Here is a 21833-nt window from a genome sequence, read left to right on the forward strand (position 1 = left end):
TCAGTTGGGAGAGCATCGCCCTTACAAGGCGAGGGTCACTGGTTCAAGTCCAGTACGACCCACCATTCTTTGAATGGTGCATATTACAAAAATCTAAATCCTCCAGTACCACCTTCCATTTTAATATTCATTATCCTCCACTCTTTTAGTTCAAGTTCAGTATTAATTACCATTTAGAAATTCGTTACCAAGTAATTCTTCGGTTTCAAAAAATCAGTATTCCAATCACATACCAAAAATTTATCTTTCGAGTTTTATTATCTCCAAAATCATTTTGTTTAAACTTACTTTATTACGCGTGCTATTCATTTACTTTAAATGGGTTTTTAGCTCTTTTAAGATAAAAATATAAACCTTTAGAATTAATTTGCTTAATAAGCTCTCATCTTCGAGGCGAATCTTTAAATTACCTTGTAAGCGTCTAAACTGTTGATTATAGTCTGTGTTAAATTCAATTACGCTTAAGCCAATGTCTAAAAATATTTTCAATGAAGCAAAAATACTGATTGTAGAAGAGCAGCCACTTGCTCAAAGCTACATGAAACAGTCGCTCGAAAAAATTGGCTTTGGACATATGCGTTTTGCAGATCATGCTCTAGCGGCAAAAGAACAATGCTTACATGAAGAATTTGACTTGGTAATTTGCTCTTTTAATCTAAGCAAACGCCAAGATGGCTACCAGCTTTATGAAGAATTACGCGCTAAAGCATTAATAAAACACTCTACTGGGTTTATTTTTACATCTGCGGAAACTAGCGGAGAGTTAGTTCACAGTGTATTAGAACTTCAACCCGATGACTTTTTAGTAAAACCCTTCTCTGTACAAGAGTTAAGAGTGCGCATAGAGCGTATTCTCAAACGTAAAAGCGACTTAAAAGCTATATACACTTTAATTGATGACGATAACCAGTCTAAAGCATTGAAACAAATTAATGCCCAACTCGATAAAAGTAATAAATACAGCCCTATTCTACTTAGATTAAAAGGCAATATTTTACTGGCGCTAAAACAAAACCAAGAAGCGAAAGATTTTTTTAAGTCAGTTTTGAATATGCAAAAGTTTGCATGGGCAAAAGTAGGATTGGTAGAAGCCTTAATTGCTAACAATGAGCATATTTTGGCTCAGCGCATGCTTAAAACAATGCTTGAACGTAATGAGACTCGACTTATAGCCTTAGACTTATTGGGGCGTTTAGAAATAAAACTAAACCAATTTGATTTAGCCCAAGACTTTTTAAGCCAAGCTGCACATATTGCCCCACGTAATATAGACCGTCAAAAATCACTTAACAGCGTATCGCTCATTAATAGAGATTACGAAACCAGCTACTTAACTCAAAAAGATATTGCCACTTACGCTAAGTACTCTATGCATGATAGCCCAGACATTTATTTAAATGCTGCTCGTGCTGGGATTGATTTTGCATTGACCACAGATCAAACTGACCAAATAAACAGGATCTCTCGTCAAACAAATAAATATATTAATGAGTTAAAAACACAATTCCCAACCAGTAATGCGCAAACCCAAATTGATGTGCTCAATGCACGCCTTTATTATTTAAAAGATGAACATAAAAAAGCGAAACAGCTCATTGAGCAACTTGATGACAGCGATACTCAAATACGTTCAGTAGATGGTGCCCTAGACAAGGCAAAAGCACTGCATGAATTAGGTTTTCACCAAAAGGCGCAAGCGCTATTTAGCCAAATAATTGATCATTGCGAACGTCACCCAAGTAGAAGCGATGCTACTTACTTGCGTTATATACAGCAACAGCAAAGTGAAAGACGTGATATTAAAATGGGGCCGAAAGAGCTCAATAATCATGCTGTTAAGCAGTTTGAGCGCGGCCAATTAAATGTTGCCTTAGAGGCATTCAGCCAAGCATTTAGAGTCATGCCACACAATCCAAGTATTGCGCTTAATTTATTGCAATGTTTAGTGGATAAGTCAAAAAAACATGGTGACTCTTTCAATAGTCTGTTGGCCCAAAAGTGCTTTAAACTATTAAAAAAATCCCCCTTAGCAGAAGAGCAATCAGAGCGGTTCGATAAACTACTTCAGATTGCTAAAGAAATGAAACTAGAGATTAGTTAGAGCCTGTTTGGCATTAATGCTACGTTATCATCGCCTATTTATGGGGAGTAACCACACCACATAGGCGCTGCCTTGCCTAAATCCCAAACAGACCGCTGCAAATTTAACCTTGAAAGGTCAACAGACCCTAGAGCTTTTTCATTGCCAGTGCGTTTACACAGTAGCGTAAACCAGTAGGAAGTGGCCCATCAGGGAAAATATGCCCTAAATGCGCATCACACACATTACAAACAACTTCAACTCGCTCCATGCCATGACTATTATCCATGACATAACCAATCGCTTCCTCAGTTGACGGTTGGGTAAATGAAGGCCAGCCGGTGCCACTATCAAACTTTTCATCTGCATCAAATAGTAAGTTGTCACAACAAACACACACATACTTACCTGGCTCTAACAAGGTACAACTACTCGAACTATTTGGTCGTTCAGTTCCCTTTTTACGGGTCACATAATATTGCTCTTCGTTTAACAGTTCGCGCCATTGCTGATCTGTTTTAACCACTTTTCGAACCGGTGTTGGATTGCCATGGTTGGCAAAATTAACAATATCGTTCCACTTCAACATAACAACCTCATTACGTTATTAATTTAACTAGCAATCATTTACTTGTAGTCTGGTACGCCTGTGGCTAATACCACGATCAACGTTATCTAAAGACTATAGTGTGCTTTTCTGTTGCTGTAAGTATACGGCTTACATAGGCATGCAATTGGGCTTGACTGCCAGGAATGCTCACGCTTAATTGTCTGTCATTATTACTATGCACTATTAGTTCATCGTTTCTTATTTCTATCGACTCAATATTACTGATGACTAACCAATGCGGGCCATTTTTTTTATCAAACAGCCCTGTTAAACTAAAAACAAATAAGTGCTGCGCATCGCGTTGAATAAAATTACGCAGCGGATTGCGCATTTTAAACAACGGCGTTAATCGGTAACAACACGAACAAAACACCACAACCCACATTACTAACCCAGCTTTAAACCAAAGGAATTCGCCTAAAGAAAAAAAATAGCCACACGCTATAATTACGAGCCCTATTAAAGCAATTACTTGTGCTATTTTTTTATTGATACTGTGCATAAGCCCTCTTACTTTTTATCAGTTGCTTTTTCTGTCGGCTCGGGCCAATCACTAAAGAAAACACTTAAGTAACGACTTTTTGCCAAATACCACAACACCCATAATACAATCACCATTTGCACAGCTAAAAACAATGAGAAGCGATAATGGCTATGGGCTGCTTGAATACTTAACCACGACAAATCAATTAATGCACACGCAATCAGCGGCCAACGCATATACCGCCAAATACGCGCCAAGCGTTGTGTTACTTGATGCGAGTCTCTTGGCCTTCGTAAACAAAATAAAATAGTGGGTACAATGGCTACAGCACCGATCGCTATAGCAATAAAAAAATCATCTTTTGACTTAAAAAACAATGACATTAAATCAAGCTCAGGTCGACGACTCAACGCGGCTATTACCCAAATAAAATAGGCGCGCAATAGTACTAAAATACTCAAGTGAAACGCTAATGGCGTACGATAGCTACCATATTTATCCCAGTATTCAGGCCCATATCGACTCACAACTGATTTTTCCTATCGGCAATAGTGCCCAAAATAAAAAATGCCACTAATAAGGTAAGCGCTAACCACTTAGTGCCAAAAAACAGTAAAGCTTTAGTTAGCAGTGGGCTTAACCACACCACTAACAAGCCAAAGCCAAACGCAGTTATCAACACAAAACACGCCACCCTAATAATAAAGTGGCGCCTAGCTACGACGCCTTTGGTTAACTTTAAAATGTCATCCGCATACAGCGACACTAAGCACACCATTAAAAGCAGTGATAAATGCGGCAAATAGCCCTGTAACCATTGGCCTAGGTCAATTAACAAGGTATTAAGTATATTTGTAAAACTAGCCATTATGAGTCTCTAACAAAGTAATTAAATCATCCTCTGTCAGTATTTCTATACCAAGCTCTTGCGCTTTGGTGAGCTTAGAGCCGGCTTTTTCGCCCGCCACTAAGGCATCTGTTTTTGCTGAAACACTGCCAGAAACCTTGGCGCCTAATTGTTGTAGGCGCGCTTTTGCATCATTACGATTAAGCGTATTAAGCGTCCCAGTTAGCACATAAGTTAAACCCGCTAGCGGCTGTTCTTGCTCTGATGGCGCTGTTAACTGTGGCCAGTTTACTCCTTGCGCTATTAATTCGTTTACCACTGTCAGGTTATGCTCTTCAGCAAAAAAGCCGCGAACATGCTTCGCCACTATTTCACCTACATCGCTTACTTCTATTAGTTGTTCAATGCTGGCATCAATCACGTTTTCAAGCGTTAAAAAGTGATTAGCCAAATTCTGAGCTGTGGCCTCACCGACTTCACGAATACCCAGTGAATATAAAAACTTTGCTAAGGTAGTGGTTTTAGAATCATCAAGCGCCGCAACTAAGTTTTTTGCTGATTTTGGTCCCATTCGTTCAAGTGACTCAAAGTGTCCCTGCTTTAAAATAAATAAATCAGCAGGCGTTTTGATCAGCTCTCGGTCAACTAATTGATCAACAATTTTGTCGCCTAAGCCGTCAATATCTAAAGCCTTACGTGAGGCAAAATGTTTAATCGCTTGTTTGCGCTGTGCTTGACATACCAAGCCGCCTGTACAACGTGCAACAGCTTCACCTTCAACCCGCTCAACGTGCGAGTCACAAATTGGGCACATAGTTGGAAACACAATCTCTTTTGCATCGCTTGGGCGTTGTTCAAGCACTACTTGGGTAATTTGTGGGATCACATCCCCAGCGCGACGAATAATCACAGTGTCGCCCACTTTTACGCCTAAACGGGCAATTTCATCAGCATTATGCAGCGTTGCATTCGATACCGTAACACCACCAACAAATACCGGCTCTAGTCGCGCAACAGGGGTAATAGCCCCAGTACGCCCTACTTGAAACTCTACGTCTAGTAAGTGTGTTATTTCTTCTTGTGCCGGAAACTTATAAGCAATAGCCCAGCGCGGCGCACGCGCAACAAAGCCTAGGCGTTCTTGTAGGGCTTTTTTATTTACTTTTATTACCACGCCATCTATTTCATATTTTAGCTCGCTACGGCGCGTTAAAATGTCATTATAATAGGCAAGCGCGGCCTTTGGGCCTTCAACTAGTTTTGTTTCTGGACACAGTGGTAATCCCCAGTCGGTAAGCTTGGCAAGTTGTTGGTAATGATCTTCAGGTAATGTGCCATCGGCGACCAATCCGGTGCTGTAGGCATAAAACATCAGTGGTCGTTTTGCGGTAATTTTTGAGTCTAGCTGGCGTAAACTGCCCGCTGCCGCATTACGTGGGTTTACAAAAACTTTGTCACCGCGCTTTTCTGCTTCGGCATTTAATTTTTCAAAGCCCGCGCTATCCATAAACACTTCACCGCGCACTTCAAGCTCACGCGGGTAATCATCACCGCGTAACTTTAATGGCACATTGCGAATTGTTTTTACATTTTGGGTAATATTTTCGCCAGTAAAACCATCGCCACGAGTCGCTGCTTGCACTAATACCCCATCGCGATAAATAATCGATACCGCTAAGCCATCCAGTTTAGGCTCACAGCAAAATGTAAGCTCGTCGGTGCTCATTAAACGCTCTTTAATACGACGATTAAAACCACTGAATTCGTCTTCACCAAAAGCGTTATCAAGCGACAACATAGGCACTTGGTGTGCTACTTGCTCAAACTTGGCAAGCGCCGCCCCACCTACTTTTTGAGTAGGTGAATCGGCGGTTAAAAACTCAGGGTGCTGGGTTTCTAATTCGCTCAAAGTACGTAATAAGCGATCATATTCGGCATCGGGTATGCTGGGTGTATCAAGCACATAATAACTATAATTGTGTTGCTCAAGCGTGGTACGAAGATGATTAATTTGCTCACTAATGCTGCTTACCATGTAGACCTCAAAAACATAAAAAAAGCCACTTTGACGAGTGAACGCCCAGTGGCTTACAAAATTTAACTTATGCGTATATTACGCAGAAAATGCGCGAACCTGCTCAACATATTGACGAATACGCTCTACCGTCATTTCGTTTCGCTCAGCATCCAAGATTTCAGCTCCAAATTCATCTGCTAGCTTCTTAGCGGCGCTGTGCAGCATATTAAACGCAGCAAGGCCATCGCCATCACATGGCAGTGTCATAAATAAGCTCACGCCTGCGGTACTAAACTGTTCCATATTATCAATATCGAACGTGCCAGGGTTATACATATTTACCAGTCTAAATAACACCGGCCCTTGGCCTGCAGGGTCTAGATGGCGATTAAAAAAGCCTTCTTCTGAATATTTAAAACCTAGCGTGTTAACTGCTGGCAGTAATTTACTGCCTTGCATGGTCAGTCCTTCTGGCATTTGAATATGCACAATCACAAAGTCTGAAACATCTTTAGGGGCGTCTTGTTGTGTATCAACAGCCTCTTCGGTTACGACTTCAAGGTCATCTTCAATAGCTGTATCAGCTGGGCTAACATCTATTTGTGGCTCATCAGCACTGAAGTTTAACTCACTCATTTGTGGCTCTTCTCGTTGCGCTAACGTTGGCTCTTGTGGCTCAGTATGCACAGATGAAGGCTGCTGTTCTTGAACAGGTTCAACTCGCTCGCTTGCAGGGAGTTCAGCATTCTCTTTTTTTCTTACTGACCACAAACCGTGTATTAATAAGCCACCAATGACAAACACACTGATCACAATTAAAACCCATCTTAATTCTTCGGCCATCCCCTCACCTTTTATTATTAATATGCCTAACTGCCATCATTTTACCCAAAACAACTAGCAAATGACTATAAAATTATGCATGTGCAAGTTGCACCGCTTGTTCAATATCTACAGCAACCATGCGCGACACGCCTGGCTCTGCCATGGTTACACCCGTTAATCTACCCGCCATTTCCATTGCAATTTTATTATGACTAATATAAATAAACTGCACAGATTGTGACATTTCTTCAACCAAACGGCAAAAACGAATCACATTGGCATCATCTAATGGAGCATCTACCTCGTCCAGCATACAGAATGGAGCTGGATTGAGCCTGAATATAGAAAACACCAATGATAATGCGCTCAGCGCTTTTTCTCCACCACTTAACAAATGAATTGTCGAATTTTTTTTACCTGGTGGCCTTGCCATTATACTAACACCACTTTCGAGTAAATCGTCACTGGTTAATTCTAAGTAAGCACTGCCGCCGCCAAATACTTTTGGAAAAAGCTGGCCAAAATCGTGATTTACTTGGTCAAAGGTAGACTTAAAGCGCGTTTTAGTTTCACGATCTATTTTATGAATAGCGCCTTCTAAAGCTGTCAATGCCTGGGTTAAATCATCCAGCTGATTATTTAAATAATCACTTCTTTGCTTAGCTTGTTCAAATTCATCAATGGCTGCAAGGTTAACGGCTCCTAATTGATCTAGCTGATTACTGACTCCAGCAAGTTGATTTTGCGCTGCATTTAATGACAACTCTGCAGGAAGCTCTGCTAAAACCTGTTTTAAATTTTGATTAAGCTCGCTAAGTGGCTCAAGTACCGCTTGCGCTTTTATTAATAGGCTTTGCTCTTCAATACTCAGCTTCTGGTGTTGCTCTTGTAATGCCACCAGCTCAGTTTGTGACGTTTTTAAACTCGCTTGTTTGGTTTGTAATTCTTGTTTTGCTTGAGCTAACTGCTGTTGAATATCCACAAGGGTTTGTTCGCCTTGTTGGTGCTGCACTAATAATTGTTCAATAGTTAGTGCAAGCTCTTGCTCAGGAATAAGTAACGCCTCAATTTGCTCTATTAGCTCTTGCGTTCCTTCTACAGCCATTGTTAATGCTTGTTCGGCATGGTTCAACTTGGTTTGACTGAGCTGCCACTCACTACGCACTTTTTGCTCATTAAGGTTTGCCTGATGTGCTTGCGTTTTATACTGTTCAGCATTATTTAAAGCTTGTTTGTAACGTTCATCACTATTTATTCGTGTGCTATCGGCTTGGTTAAGCTCTACAGCTAAGGCCTCTAACTGCTCTGCAAGCTGTTCATTTTTATCAAGCTCTTCGCCCAACAATTCGCTTAACTGCTGCTGTTGTTCTAGCAGTGGCTGACGTTGTTGTTGTAATTTGGTCACCTGTTGCTGATGTTGATCAGCTTGCGCTTTGAGCATATCACCACGCGTTGTTGCTACAGCAAGTTGTTGTGCTAATTGATGAATAGTGTCTTTGCGCTCGTTTTGCTGCTCGGTTATTAATACAGCTTGCGCTTGATGTTCTTCAAGTGTGGAGTGTGCGTCCGTCAATGCCTGTTGTTGTTGCTCAAGTAAGGTTTCTTGCTGCTTGAGCTTTTTGTGCATTAATAATAAGGAATTTTCTGCATTTTTTTCGCCACTGAGATGCCAATTTCGACCATGTAACGCCCCTTGCTTGTCCATCACTGCAATATAACTGGCATCGTTAAGATGGTGTGTTTGACCCTCGGCATCATAAGCAATATGGTTTAATAACTCGGGGTAGATACCAGCGCTAATAAAGGCAGCAATACTATTGCTTGCCACAGACTGTGAGGGTATTTGCCACGTGCTATTTTTTGCTTTACCTGGTGAAATATGAATGTGCTCAAGTGATGACAGCGCCTGCTCTACTAAAAACTCATAACCAGGCTGAACAGTTAACTGCTTGAATAAAGTTAAAGTTTTATCGCTGTTTTTTTCAAGTCCAAGGGTAGTTTTTAGCCCTGCTATACCGGCTTTTAGTTCATTAACTTGCTGAGATAAATGCTGCCATTGCTGCTGAGCTTCATCAAGCTGTTGCTGCTGTATTGCCTGAGCACTTTGACCTCTACTATGAGCAGTTTGCGCGTTAGCCAGCTGCTCTGTTAGCGTTTGTCTGTGCTGCTGTTGCTGAATTAATTGCTGCTCTATCTCACTGCGTTTTAACTCATCTATTTGCTCATCAAGCTGCGTTAGTTGTTGCTTAACATAACTGATTTTCTGTTCTGTATGTTTTACTGCATTTGCATGCGCTAGCTGCTGATTATTTAATTGCTGATAGTCTTCTGTTAGTGATTGCCACTGTGATGTGTCGGTATTTTTAATCTCCAGCAGCCGATTAACCTCATCGGTAAGTTCTAAAACCTGCTCGCTACACATTAAGTTATGCTCTACAGCCTGTTGCAAGTTGTCATCTAACTCTTGGCAGAGACTTTGTTGCTGCGTTTTGACTTCTTCACTTTGGTTTTTTTGTTGCTCTAACTTGGCTAAATTTTGTTTCAGTGACAGCGTTTGTTGCTTAATGCTAATCTGCTGCTGTTCGCTGCGAGTCAATTCAGTATGCGTATGATGCTGCTGTTGCTGTGCATCATCGAGTTTATCTTGTTGAGCTTGCACTTGAGCATCAAGGCTTGCCAGAACATCATCATGGCCTGAATGCGCCGTTTTAAAGAAGCTGATTTGGTCATCCAGCTTTTTTATTTGCGCACTTTTATCGAGCTGTTGTTGATGCAGTTTTTGCCATTTTAATACCGCTATTTGCCCCTTTAAGGTGCGCTCTTGGGATTTAAGTTCGCGATATTTTTTAGCCTCAACCGATTGTACCGCCAGTTTATCAAGCTGGTTTTGTAACTCTTGACGAACATCAAGCAGTCGCTCTAGGTTTTCTCGGGTGCTTTTTATGCGTGTTTGCGTTTCGCGGCGGCGCTCTTTGTATTTAGAGACCCCTGCGGCTTCTTCTAAGAAAACACGTAGCTCTTGCGGTTTGCTCTCAATTAAACGTGAGATCATCCCTTGTTCAATAATAGCGTAGCTTCGCGGCCCAAGGCCCGTGCCTAAAAATATGTCGATAATATCACGTTTTCGGCATTTACTGCCATTTAGAAAGTACAATGACTGACCATCGCGAGTCACCAAACGCTTAATAGCCACTTGGTTACGATCAGCAAAAGTATTGGGTAACTTACCCTGGGTATTATCAAATATTAATTCAACGGAGGCTTGCGAAATGGGCTTGCGGTTAGTAGAGCCATTAAAAATGACATCGGTCATGGCATCGCCACGTAAATTTTTAGCTGAGCTTTCACCAAGCACCCATCGCACCGCATCAATGACGTTTGATTTGCCACAGCCATTAGGGCCGACAACACACGTCATTTGGTCAGGAAATGGAATTTTAGTGGGCTCTACAAACGATTTAAAGCCCGCTAATTTAATAGTGCTTAAGCGCATTTTATTGTTATTACCGATTTATTATTGTTTTTTACTATAAGTAACTTAACGCATAAATAGCTAAAAAGTTAAGCTTGGCGTTTAAAATTATCTAAAATAATACCCGTGGCCATTGCTACATTAAGCGACTCTGCACCGCCAAAAGCCGGTATGGTTATTTTGTTGCTCACTAATTTTGCACACTGCTCGCGTATTCCATGTGACTCACTGCCCATAAGCAATACACCTTGGCCACTAAATTTAGTGCTATGCACACTTTGGCCATCTAAAAATGCACCATAAATAGGCATGTTTAATGTAGATAAGTATTCAGGCAATTCAACTTGGCTTACCGATACGCGAACGAACGACCCCATTGTGGCGCTAATTGTTTTTGGGTTATACGGATCGGCACTGTCAGTGCTAGCAACAATATGTTTTATACCGTACCAATCAGCCACGCGAATGATGGTACCTAAATTCCCAGGGTCAGATACGCCATCTAAGGCTAATATTAAACTGTTTTCATCTGGTAATACGGTGCTTGGCATATCAATAATTGCAATAGCCGCATTATTACTGACCAAAGTACTTACCTTTGTTAGCTGCTCTTCATCTGCTGTAATAAAATGCGTTTGAGGATATGAGCTTTGGTTATTATCAATAAAGCTTTGCGTTGCAAATACATCGTTTACTTTTAATGGGCTATTTAATAACTCCAGTACATTTTTTTCGCCTTGTACTAAGTATTGGTTAAATTGCTTGCGATACTTTTTTTGGCCAAGCTGGCGAATAAGTTTAAGTTGGTTTTTTGAAATCATGACAGCCCCATTAAATTATCTGCACAGTATACCAGAGGTGACTTAAAGTGCAGCCCCATAAACAGTAAAAGCAATAAAAATAGCCTACTTACAATCAGCTAGCTAATTATAAAGATTGTTTTTTTTATCTAAAAAAGGTAAATTTACAAAAAACAACATGGATATATTTTTAAAATGGAACCAGTACACCCAACTTCATCTGAGTCAAATCAAACACCCCCTGCTATTTTTAGCGGTAAAGTACAATTTAGCGGCAAAGCCGGCGAATTTTTTGGTATATGGATTGTTAATATACTGCTGAGTATTATTACTCTCGGAATTTATTCGGCATGGGCAAAAGTTCGCACCTATCGTTATTTTTACGGTCATACGCGTATCGACGGCCATAGCTTTGACTATCTAGCGACCCCAATACAAATTTTAAAAGGACGCATTTTAGCGGTCATCGCATTTTTAATTTACACCTTACTTAGCAGCCTCGCACCAGCGATAGGCCTTTTATTTGCTATTGGCTTTTTATTTTTATTGCCGTGGATCATCAACCAAGGTCTGCGTTTTAATATGCGTATGACTCGCCATCGTAATGTACGCTTTGCCTTTTCAGGTAATTATGGCGATGCATTTATTAACTTTGTTTTATTGCCTATTGCAAGTGTATTCACATTACACCTATTACTGCCTTATGTATTAAAGCGAATTGATCAATATATGCATGAAAACATCAGCTATGGAAATAAACCACTTACAGTAAATCTTCAAGGCGAACGCTATTACATCGCAGCACTTATTACCCTAGGAGTTGCAATAGGTGGCTTAGTTATTTTTGGCTTCTTTGCTGGTGCAAGTGCCTTAACTATCGATAACTTAAACACACAAAACTTTAGCCTTTCGACAATTGTAGTGCCGCTATTAATTGCTACGTTGTATGTTGCGTTTTTAACACTGGTAGGCGCTGTTTATCATTCGCTTATTCGAAATCATATTTTTAATAACAGTGAATTTACAGAAGTCGCTACCTTTGATTCGAACTTAAAAGCCATTGACTATGCCATCTTACTATTTACTAATGTATTGGCAATTATATTTACCTTAGGACTGGCCTACCCTTGGGCTAAAGTACGCAGAGCAAAGCTGTTAGCATCGGTTACTGAAGTCACTATTTATAGCGGCGCACTTTCGTTGATTGATGTTGCACAAAATGAGCAGTCATCATTTGCTGAAGAAGCGGCCAATGTGTTTGATATTGATATTTCACTCACCTAATGAGTAATTATCCTATTTTTGGCTGTTATTATTACCCTAATAGCAGCCAACATATTAAAAGCTATGCACACCTTTCCCATGAGCAAATAACACTTGTTGACTCTGAGAATACGACGTTACTTGCATCAACAATAGACAATTGCCAACTTGATAGCCCGTTACCTGGCATGGCGTCAGAGTTAAATTTTGCTGATGGTGGGCGATTTATTCCTCAAGATGTAGAATTTAGGTGGCCATTCGCGCTTAAAGAGCATGGACTCAGTGAACGCTTAGAAAAAAATAAGATTCTTATTGTTGCATCCGTGCTGCTAATTCCCCTATTACTTTGGTTAATTTTATACCGCTTAATACCATCAGTAGCCGTTTATAGCGTTAACTTAGCACCTGCCTCGACAATTGAAACGATGGGAGAGCAAACGCTCAGTGTAATAGAAAAAGTCGCATTGGAACCTTCTCAACTTTCCACTAATAAGCAATCAGAAATACAGCAACAATGGCGTTTAATGCTTAACTCGCTCAATTTAGACAGTGCAAAGTTTAGGCTATCTTTTTATCAGTCTGATTATTTTTCAGCTAATGCGTTTGCTCTTCCAAATGGTCGGGTTGTAGTAACTGACGAACTTGTTGATCTATTAAAAAATGACCCTGATGCCCTGCGTGCTATTTTACTTCATGAAATTGGTCATGTTCAGCACCATCACAGCATTCGCCTTGCAGCACAAGCTGCAGCGAGCACCGTTGTATTTGCAGTTATTTTTGGTGACTTAGAAGGTATATTAGAAGTCGTGCTTGGCTCTGGCTCATCTTTTTTACAACAAGCGTTTTCGCGAGATATGGAACAAGAAGCCGATGTATATGCGATTAAAAACCTTTTAAAATTAGGCTATTCTAACCACGACTTTGCTGATGCAATTGAAGCACTGGAAAATAATTTACAAGCGCAAGAAGGGAGCTATGATGATACTTGGTTAAAGTATTTATCAACGCACCCAAGTTCTCAAGAGCGAATAGAATATGCGAGGCAATATAAACCACAATGACCCCTGAACTAAATTTGCTCTTATTGGTTATCATTATGATAACCCTAGGCTACGGGTTTATTTATCCGCGCTTTGCAGGCAGCAGCTTTAAAAAAGTATCGGTGCAAGATTTATTTGCAACAGGCATTACACTATTAATTGCATCTAGCCTTTATTACAACTCGGGCGTGCAATTTAGCTGGTTAATATTTGAAGTTAATTGGTTTTGGTTTACTTTTTTAACTTACGTCATAATCGAAATTCCGGTGTTTTTTATTTATGCTAAAAAGCACAATATGCAGTTTTAATAGTCTTTTATTTTCATACAAAAAAAGCGCCAAATTGGCGCTTTAATCTGCATTAAAACATATTAGTACTTATGCTTTAGTGCCCATAAATGCAATAGCTCACTGGCAATGGTTGCTGCGGCAATCGCAGTAAGCTCACTTTGGTCATACGACGGGGATACTTCAACTACATCCATACCAATCATATTAATGCCTTTAAGAGCACGTAATATTTTAAGTACTTTGTCACTAGTTAATCCACCACATACGGGCGTGCCAGTACCTGGCGCAAATGCTGGGTCTAAACAATCTATATCAAAGGTTAAGTAAACCGGTAAATCGCCCACTCGCTCAATAATCTGCGCTGCAATATCATTCGCATGAAGATCATTGGCCTGCATAGCATCAATCACTGCAAACTCATGCTTGCTTTGATCAAAGTCGGTACGAATGCCTAGCTGAATACTGTGATTAACATCAATCAACCCTTCCATTGGCGCATGGTAAAACATAGTACCGTGATCAAAACGCGACCCATTACTGTAGGTGTCGGTGTGCGCATCGAAATGCACTAACGCCATTTTTCCATGAATTTTTGCATGTGCGCGCAATAGCGGTAAGGTTACAAAATGATCGCCGCCTAAGCCTAATAATGTTTTACCTTGGCGAAGTATTTGCTCTGCCGCCATTTCTAGCTGCGCAGTAAAATATTCAGGATCGCCTACCGGATAGGTAAAATCACCAGCATCCGCTACTTTTAGCCGTTCAAACAAAGGAAACGTCCACGGGTATTTAGTATCTTCCCATGCTAAATGCACCGACGCTCTGCGAATTGCATCTGGCCCCAAGCGGGCACCAGGGCGCCCGGAGGTGGCCAAATCAAACGGTAAACCTAGTACCACTACATCGGCTTCAATCGCGTTAATGTTTTGTACCATAGGACGGCGTAAAAACGTCATCCCATTTGAGTATAATGAGTGGTCAACATGGCCAAACAAGCTAGACATTGCTTATAACTCTTCTAAATAAGTGTAGCCATCAAGGCCGCTTTGCAACTCGTCGAGGACGCTTTGCTGTTCATCTACTGCAATTTTTGCGCTTACTAACTGTGCGTAAGACTGCTGAAAACCTTCAACATCTAAATGTACATAACGCATCATGTCAGCGACAGTATCACCGTGGTTAATTTCTGTAATGCTGGCAACACCTTGCTCATCCATATTCACAATAGCACTGTGCGTATCACCAAATAAGTTATGCATATCGCCTAAAATCTCTTGATAGGCACCCACCAAGAAAAATCCCATTAAATACGGTTTATCGGCTGAGTATTCAGGTACTGGTAACGTACTTTCAATACCTTGGCCATCTACATAATGCTCTAAAGCGCCATCTGAGTCACAAGTAATATCCAATAACACCGCGCGCTTTTGCGGTGCTTGCGTTAAACCACTTAATGGCAATACTGGAAACACTTGATCAATTCCCCACGCGTCTGGCAATGACTGAAACAATGAGAAATTTACAAAAAACTTGTCCGCTAAACGCGCATTTAGGTCATCTATAATCGGTCGATGAAAACGGTTTTTGTTATCCATTAATTTATTAAGTTCATAACACACGCGTAAGTTTATTTGCTCTGCCCATGCACGCTGAGTTAAATCTAATAATCCCATCGCAAACTGACTATGCGCTTCAGCTAAATCACCTTGGCTGTCGTGAAAAATCTCAATTAATGCACGGTCATCAGTAAGCACATGTAATTGTTGCCATGAAATCCACATATTTTTAAGTAACTGCGGCGCATCATCAGCTGGCGCTTCTATTTCTTCCGGTGTATACGTTTCGGTGCCAATTACATTGGAAATTAGTACCGCGTGATGCGCTGTTAATGCTCTTCCCGACTCTGAAATAATGGTAGGGAAAGGCTGTTCATACTGCTTACAAATATCACCGATGGTGTACACAATATTATTTGCGTATTCAGCTAAACTGTAATTCATTGAGTTGTGTGATTGACTGCGCGTGCCGTCGTAATCAACCGCTAAACCGCCGCCTACATCAAGACACTCTATGTGTGCACCCAACTTACGTAATTCACAATAAAAACGCGCAGCCTCGCTTACACCTAAGCGCACATCACGAATGTTGGCCATTTGCGAACCTAAGTGAAAATGCACCAGTTGGACTAAATCTAGCTGATCTGTTTCTTTTAAACGGTTTACTACATACAGAACTTGAGAAGCAGATAAACCAAACTTAGATTTTTCTCCGCCACTGGCTTGCCATTTACCTTTGCCCTGCGATGCTAAACGCACACGAATACCAATGCGTGGTTTTACATTTAATTCTTTAGCTTGGCTAAGTACCATGTCCAGCTCAGACAGTTTCTCAAGTACGATATACACTTTATGGCCCAGCTTTTCGCCAATCAACGCTAAGCGCACATATTCTTTATCTTTGTAGCCATTACACACAATCACCGCACTGGTTTTTTCAGCCAGTGCTAATACGGTTAATAACTCTGGCTTGCTGCCTGCTTCTAAACCCAGCTGTTTTTTTTCTACTTGTGCTTGGCTGGCAACAATTTCTTCAACAACTTCACGTTGTTGGTTAACTTTAATCGGATAAACTAATAGGTAGTCTTTTGGGTAACCATAGCTTTCTATAGCAGTATTAAATGCACCACATAAGCTATGCACGCGATGGTGTAAAATTTGTGGAAAGCGAACTAACGCTGGCAAACTTAAGCCTTTTTCTTCAAGTTGCTTAGCAATCTCTGTTAGTGCAATGGTTTGCTGTGGGGCATCAGCCTTTGGCGCAACATACACATCACCTTGATCATTAATACCAAAAAAACCTTGGCTCCAATGACGAACGTTGTAGCTCGTACGAGCTTGTTCTAGTGATGTTGTCTCTTTCATTTATCTTTCTCTTTTATTTATGAATGCCAAACCGGCTAGTTGCCGCGCATTAAAAGAAAAATAGTGATTCATGTCCAACAAGTATTTCTACTCGTAACGAGTTAGGATTGAAATTGATAAATAAAAGCTTCAAACAAAGCAATATTAGCTGAGCGCAAGCTCCATAAATAAGCTATTCGGGTTTTCTGTGTATTCACCAAAAGGGGCACATTGCACAAACCCTAAATTCTCATAAAGATGGATTGATTGTATTTGCTTTGGTCCTGTTTCTAGTTTTATGATTGGGATTTCTTCTTCGCCTGCATAGTGCAATAAAATTTGCATAATACGCCGCGATAAGCCTTTTCCGCGATAGCTAGGTTTTACGTAAAGCCGTCTAATTTCGCCATACCAGCTACCATCAAATTGCTTTACTATTGCGCCACAGGCAACTATTCCGTCTTGATTTTTTAACCCTACAGCGTAAACGCCCGGTAAACCAAGCTCATTAACTGTAAGCGCTTGTGAAGTTGCTACAGGATATAATGAGCTAATAAGTCGATCTATGTCAGCAAATACGTTGATCACATCCTGATCACAAGGGTCTAAGTCGACTAACTGCATGGTTTATCTCAAGGTTATGCTTAAATATATTTAAACTATACCGTATCGATAGGAATGAACAACCTACTTAGGCTAAGTTATTTTTAGTGGGTTAGTTTATTGCTAGGATAATAAATAGCTCAATAACAAGGTGAGAATATGATGTACCCAGAAAAAGAGCGCTTATTAGCGCTCTTTATCAATTATTAAAGCCCTTGTTCGTCTGCCATTTTCTTAACTATTTGTGGTGCTGTCCACAACGAAGGTAGTAACACAAACGAAACTGGCACCGCAGTGACCACAATAAACGACTGCAAGGCTGAAATCCCGCCCTCGCCTATAGAAATAAGCAACGCCGCCATCACCCCCATCATAATCCCCCAAAACACTCGAATAGAGGTTTGTGGGTGATCGGTACCCGTCATTACCATAGATACCGAGTACGTCATTGAATCACCTGTTGTTGCCACAAAAATAGTGGTCAGTACTAAAAATAACACCGACACAACAAATCCCATAGGTAACTGCTCAGTGATGGCTAACAATGCCGCTGGCAAATTAAGCCCAGCAAAAGGCTCTGATATAACGCCAGGATTATTTAATTCAAAAAAGATGCCTGAGCCGCCAACAATAGTAAACCAAAAACACGTGATCACAGGGGCAACCACAGAAATAAGTAAAATCATTTCACGAATAGTACGTCCACGGGATATACGTGCAACGAACATAGCCATTAATGGGCCATAACCTAAAAACCAGCCCCAAAAGAATACAGTCCACCAGTCTAGCCACGGTTTATCGGCACGAAATGTAGCCATAGGAATAAAGTTATCTAAATACAAACCAAAGGAATGAATGTAACTGTCGATAATAAACGCAGTTGGCCCCATTAGTAATATAAACAACATCAGCAACACTGCCAGTACAACATTAAAACGGCTTAGTAGCTGAATACCTTTGGTAACCCCACTTACCGCTGAAAGTGTGTAAATTCCAATTAAGCTAAATAAAATAACCACCTGCGTGGTGTAGGTATCAGGAATGGCAAACAATTTTTCTAGACCAAAACTCACTTGTAAACCTAAAAAACCAATAGGACCAACAGTGCCAGCAACCACAGCGAGTACACAACATGCATCAAGAATAGTACCAAGCGCACCTTTCATTGCGCGATCGCCAAATACCGGGTAAAGCAAAGTGCGCGGTTTAAGCGGTAATCCTTTTTCGTAATGGAGATGCATATAAACAATGCCGGTCAAACTACCTAAAATAGCCCAGGCTAAAAAGCCCCAATGCATAAAGCTTTGTGCAAGAGCGTTGTAGGCGGCATCCTTTGTGCCAGTTTCACCACCAAATAACGGGGGCGGAGAAATAAAGTGTGCCATTGGCTCTGCTGCGGCCCAAAATACACCGCCACCTGCAAGCAAAGTACACATAATTATACTGATCCATTTGAAGGTAGATATTTCAGGGGTTTTTAAACCGCCGAGCACCACTGAACCGGTGCGGCCTACGGCTAAAAATATGCCAATCACAAAGGTTAATAACAGCAGAACTTGCCAAAAGGCGCCAAATATTTTGGTGGAGAAGGCGAAGGCAGAGTTTATCCAATCCGACATCAGTTTTATGTCGTACAGTGCCAGCGCGGCAAATAAAACTAATATACCGCCACTGATTAAAAAAACGGGTATATCAACCCCTTCCAGAAACTTTACTCGGGGAGAGTGTATTTCACCCGACTTTAAAGCTGCTTTCGTGGTATTCATTTATCGCTCCTAATGGTTTTTTACAGTTACCGACATAGCGACATACCATGACATAACCCTAAACCATAGTTACAACGAACGAAAAAGCAACTCAAAAGCAAGTTTCAAGTACCTGTCGTGTTTACGTTTAGATAATGTCACAACAAGTAGACTTATTGCCAATTCCTGACTAGTTTAACGCGTTAAAAACGCTAAACCAATGCCACAGCAATGATTTGTGCAACTGTTACAAAATAGTAAAAAACTCATTACACTTAGCTAGCAAACAAACAAAAAGTATACATTTCTGTTTGAGCTAAAACGCAGTAAGTTAGCAAACGTTACTGCCCAATTAGAGGTTAAACAAAGCGACTTATTGATTGGGGTAACTAAACTTGTCGCCTCAGTTAGTAACAAGCACGATGTTATTGGTGCTCTTTATGCCATTTTAAGTAATTGCTGTGTGTTAATGGTTTTGCAAATAAGAACCCTTGCACTGCGTTTACACCCATAGACTTTAATATATGTAGTTGCTCAGCACTTTCGACCCCTTCGGCTACAATATTAATATCTAAACTATGACCTAAACCAATAATAGACTGAACTATGCTTTGCCCCGATGCGTTATCCAACACTTTATCAATAAAGCTTTTATCTATTTTTAGTTCGTCTATCGGTAAAACACTCAAGTGCTTTAAACACGAGTAGCCGGTACCAAAGTCATCAATTGAAAATACAAATCCCTGCGACTTTAGCTCTTTCATTTGCTTTACCGTACTCATTAAATCACCCGCTAACATGGACTCAGTGATCTCTAATTTAATTTGTGAGGGTAATACATCATACGTCTCAATCGCTTTAAACAATTCTCCTTTTAAAGTAGAAGAATTAAACTGACACTGGCTAATGTTAATAGACACATTAAACTGGTTTTTCAGTACGTCATCAGCTCGCAGCGTTTCCAGTAAAATACAAATATCGCGCAATACAATGTTTTGTAACTTTTGAATTAAGCCAAATTGCTCGGCAATCGGAATAAACGAATTAGGAGAGATTAGTCCTTTGGTTGGGTGATTCCATCGTATGAGTGCTTCTGCACCAATAATACTGCCATCAATTGATAATTGAGGCTGAAAGTAAGCACAAAATTCATCACATGCAATCGCTCTGACTATATCTGTTTCAAGCTCAGTTTGATTTTCCAGTAAGGTTTGCAGTGCAGGATCGTAAAAGCTACTACTATTACCGCCTTTCATTTTAGAGCGATACATGGCGGTATCTGCAAATTTTAAAATATTTTCGCTAATGGCATTGGCGTTATTAATTAAACATATATCAATACTGCAGCTTACTTGAAACGCCAAATCCCCTATCTCAAACTTGTCATAAAAAACGCTTTGTACCACTTTAGCCATTAATTCTGATTCAAGACTCGCTTGCTTATGGCTATCTCCTACATTCTCAATGAGAATAATAAATTCATCACCGCCAACGCGGGCAAGGGTATCTGTTGGGTTTAAAACACACGTTAGTCGCTGTGATAGCTCAACCAGTATTTCATCACCGGCATTGTGCCCTAATGAGTCGTTTATACGTTTAAAATTATCTAAATCTAAAAATAAGAGTGCGCCCGTGTGATCAGACTGCTTAATTTGTTCAACATACATACTGAGTTTATCATTGAGCATTCTGCGGTTCGGGAGGTTTGTAAGCGGGTCAAAAAATGCTAACCGTTGCACCTCTTCTTCTGCCGCTTTACGAGTAGAGATATCTCTGGCCATCCATACTACATGTCGCTGAGAGGGATTATTAGGTTGGTAACTTTCAAGCGGGGCTGTTCGTCCTTCAAATGTAAGTTGTTTACCTTTTATATTTAGCTGATACTCAAACACTTGAACTTCATTAGTTTGAAGCGTTTTGGCAATTACCGCCATAATAGGATTAGCATCCTCGGGAGGCATAATATCTCTGACATTACGATTAATCACATGCTCTTGGCTTAAATATAAACTTTCATTAGTAGTGCCGTAAACGTTGGTATACTCCCCTTCTTCACTCAAAATAAGAGTTAGATCGGGAAGTACTTTTGCGAAGGCTTTAAACTTTTCATTACTTTGCTGTAATTCTGCAAGTAACACTTTTGATTTTAGTGACTCTGTGTGCTTTTCTAAAGCAATACTGGTGAAATCAACAAAAAAGTCTATTAACTCTAAATCTTGTGGTGTCGGTGACTTGGCACTGTCATGATAAATTGCAAAAGTGCCTAATATGTCTGATTGGGTTGAAATAATAGGGGTTGACCAGCACGACCTTAAATCAAAACTCAATGCCAACGCTTTATAGTTTTCCCATAAGGGTGATGTTGCAATATCTGAGGCTATTACTCGCTTTTTTTCATACACTGCAGTACCGCATGAGCCAACACTGGGGCCGATATGTACGCCATTAATTGCCTCACAGTAACCCTTTGTAATATTAGGCGCCGCACTATGAAATAGCTGTTCACCTTTGAGTGTTAATATAGAGCACTTCGCAGAGGAGTCTTCAATAAGCTCCTCAATAGATAAACAAATATTTTCAAGTACTTCATCAAGTGGCGCACCCAAGGCTATTTTAGATAATATATTTTGTTGCTGAGAAAGCAGCTTTCTGACTCTCATTATTTCAATCAAATTATATTCCTCAACAGTCACTTACGCTAAATGCGCCGCTATATTCTATATAATAATTTATTATAGTCTTTTGACTATACATAATATTGAAATTAGCATCTATGGTAATTTTGTCTATTGCCGAGCATTTTATTTCATTAAGCACTTTCGAAGAGTTCAAAGCAATTGCCCAAGCTAACAATTTA

At 40.3% G+C, this 21833-nt stretch carries 17 protein-coding genes; 4 read left to right on the forward strand and 13 right to left on the reverse strand.

Features of this window, described 5'->3' with window-relative positions; genetic code table 11:
- Nucleotides 1–469 precede the first annotated feature (469 nt).
- Entirely contained in the window at nucleotides 470–2101 is a 1632-nt protein-coding gene (locus tag QMA00_RS05040) for a response regulator (protein WP_054202497.1), read from the forward strand.
- Nucleotides 2102–2228: 127 nt separating this feature from the next.
- On the opposite strand, the gene msrB is transcribed toward QMA00_RS05040, so the two are convergent.
- The 8 genes from msrB to QMA00_RS05080 form a co-directional block, all read right to left on the reverse strand.
- Nucleotides 2229–2669 (reverse strand): peptide-methionine (R)-S-oxide reductase MsrB, encoded by a 441-nt coding sequence (msrB, locus tag QMA00_RS05045; RefSeq protein WP_076922137.1) that lies wholly within the window; start codon nucleotides 2667–2669, stop codon nucleotides 2229–2231.
- A gap of 82 nt (nucleotides 2670–2751) precedes the next feature.
- Nucleotides 2752–3192 carry a hypothetical protein gene (locus QMA00_RS05050; RefSeq protein ID WP_131691259.1) on the reverse strand — a complete coding sequence of 147 codons (441 nt, stop codon included), beginning with the start codon at nucleotides 3190–3192 and terminating at the stop codon, nucleotides 2752–2754.
- 8 nt (nucleotides 3193–3200) lie between these two features.
- Complete coding sequence (locus QMA00_RS05055; RefSeq protein WP_138560771.1) at nucleotides 3201–3701, reverse strand: DUF2919 domain-containing protein; 501 nt, start codon at nucleotides 3699–3701, stop codon at nucleotides 3201–3203.
- Nucleotides 3698–4042 (reverse strand): DUF3392 family protein, encoded by a 345-nt coding sequence (locus QMA00_RS05060; protein ID WP_008115215.1) that lies wholly within the window; start codon nucleotides 4040–4042, stop codon nucleotides 3698–3700. Before QMA00_RS05060 ends, QMA00_RS05055 begins: the two co-directional genes overlap by 4 nt.
- Entirely contained in the window at nucleotides 4035–6056 is a 2022-nt protein-coding gene (gene ligA, locus QMA00_RS05065) for an NAD-dependent DNA ligase LigA (protein ID WP_138560773.1), read from the reverse strand. Before ligA ends, QMA00_RS05060 begins: the two co-directional genes overlap by 8 nt.
- Before the next feature lie 78 nt (nucleotides 6057–6134).
- Nucleotides 6135–6881: a cell division protein ZipA gene (zipA, locus tag QMA00_RS05070; RefSeq protein ID WP_054202488.1), complete on the reverse strand. Its 747-nt coding sequence runs from the start codon at nucleotides 6879–6881 to the stop codon at nucleotides 6135–6137.
- Nucleotides 6882–6954: 73 nt separating this feature from the next.
- On the reverse strand, nucleotides 6955–10356 hold the full coding sequence (locus QMA00_RS05075; protein WP_290156264.1) for an AAA family ATPase: 3402 nt from the start codon (nucleotides 10354–10356) through the stop codon (nucleotides 6955–6957).
- A 68-nt stretch (nucleotides 10357–10424) separates the two neighbouring features.
- Complete coding sequence (locus QMA00_RS05080; protein WP_290156265.1) at nucleotides 10425–11156, reverse strand: RNA methyltransferase; 732 nt, start codon at nucleotides 11154–11156, stop codon at nucleotides 10425–10427.
- Between the two features lie 174 nt (nucleotides 11157–11330).
- Here QMA00_RS05080 and QMA00_RS05085 point away from each other — a divergent pair, with 174 nt between their 5' ends.
- From QMA00_RS05085 to QMA00_RS05095, 3 genes are read left to right on the forward strand one after another with little or no spacing between them, the layout of a single operon-like run.
- Nucleotides 11331–12419 (forward strand): YjgN family protein, encoded by a 1089-nt coding sequence (locus tag QMA00_RS05085; protein ID WP_075169561.1) that lies wholly within the window; start codon nucleotides 11331–11333, stop codon nucleotides 12417–12419.
- On the forward strand, nucleotides 12419–13459 hold the full coding sequence (locus tag QMA00_RS05090; RefSeq protein WP_262976983.1) for a M48 family metallopeptidase: 1041 nt from the start codon (nucleotides 12419–12421) through the stop codon (nucleotides 13457–13459). Before QMA00_RS05085 ends, QMA00_RS05090 begins: the two co-directional genes overlap by 1 nt.
- Nucleotides 13460–13494: 35 nt before the next feature.
- A complete protein-coding gene (locus QMA00_RS05095; protein WP_235575605.1) occupies nucleotides 13495–13746 on the forward strand; it encodes a hypothetical protein in 252 nt (83 codons plus the stop codon).
- A 62-nt stretch (nucleotides 13747–13808) separates the two neighbouring features.
- Here QMA00_RS05095 and speB read toward each other — a convergent pair whose 3' ends face one another.
- The 5 genes from speB to QMA00_RS05120 all read right to left on the reverse strand — a co-directional run bounded on the left by speB (nucleotide 13809) and on the right by QMA00_RS05120 (nucleotide 21648).
- Nucleotides 13809–14732 carry an agmatinase gene (gene speB, locus QMA00_RS05100; RefSeq protein WP_262976982.1) on the reverse strand — a complete coding sequence of 308 codons (924 nt, stop codon included), beginning with the start codon at nucleotides 14730–14732 and terminating at the stop codon, nucleotides 13809–13811.
- 3 nt (nucleotides 14733–14735) lie between these two features.
- A complete protein-coding gene (gene speA / locus QMA00_RS05105) occupies nucleotides 14736–16649 on the reverse strand; it encodes a biosynthetic arginine decarboxylase (protein ID WP_290156270.1) in 1914 nt (637 codons plus the stop codon).
- 144 nt (nucleotides 16650–16793) lie between these two features.
- Nucleotides 16794–17252, reverse strand: coding sequence for a GNAT family N-acetyltransferase (locus tag QMA00_RS05110; RefSeq protein ID WP_008467955.1), 459 nt, complete (start codon nucleotides 17250–17252; stop codon nucleotides 16794–16796).
- 185 nt (nucleotides 17253–17437) lie between these two features.
- A complete protein-coding gene (locus QMA00_RS05115; protein ID WP_138560785.1) occupies nucleotides 17438–18997 on the reverse strand; it encodes a BCCT family transporter in 1560 nt (519 codons plus the stop codon).
- Nucleotides 18998–19401: 404 nt separating this feature from the next.
- Nucleotides 19402–21648 carry an EAL domain-containing protein gene (locus tag QMA00_RS05120; RefSeq protein ID WP_290156273.1) on the reverse strand — a complete coding sequence of 749 codons (2247 nt, stop codon included), beginning with the start codon at nucleotides 21646–21648 and terminating at the stop codon, nucleotides 19402–19404.
- Between the last annotated feature and the right edge of the window lie 185 nt (nucleotides 21649–21833).

The sequence above is a fragment of the Pseudoalteromonas sp. APC 3694 genome (assembly GCF_030407565.1).
In the GTDB taxonomy this organism is placed as follows: domain Bacteria; phylum Pseudomonadota; class Gammaproteobacteria; order Enterobacterales; family Alteromonadaceae; genus Pseudoalteromonas; species Pseudoalteromonas tetraodonis.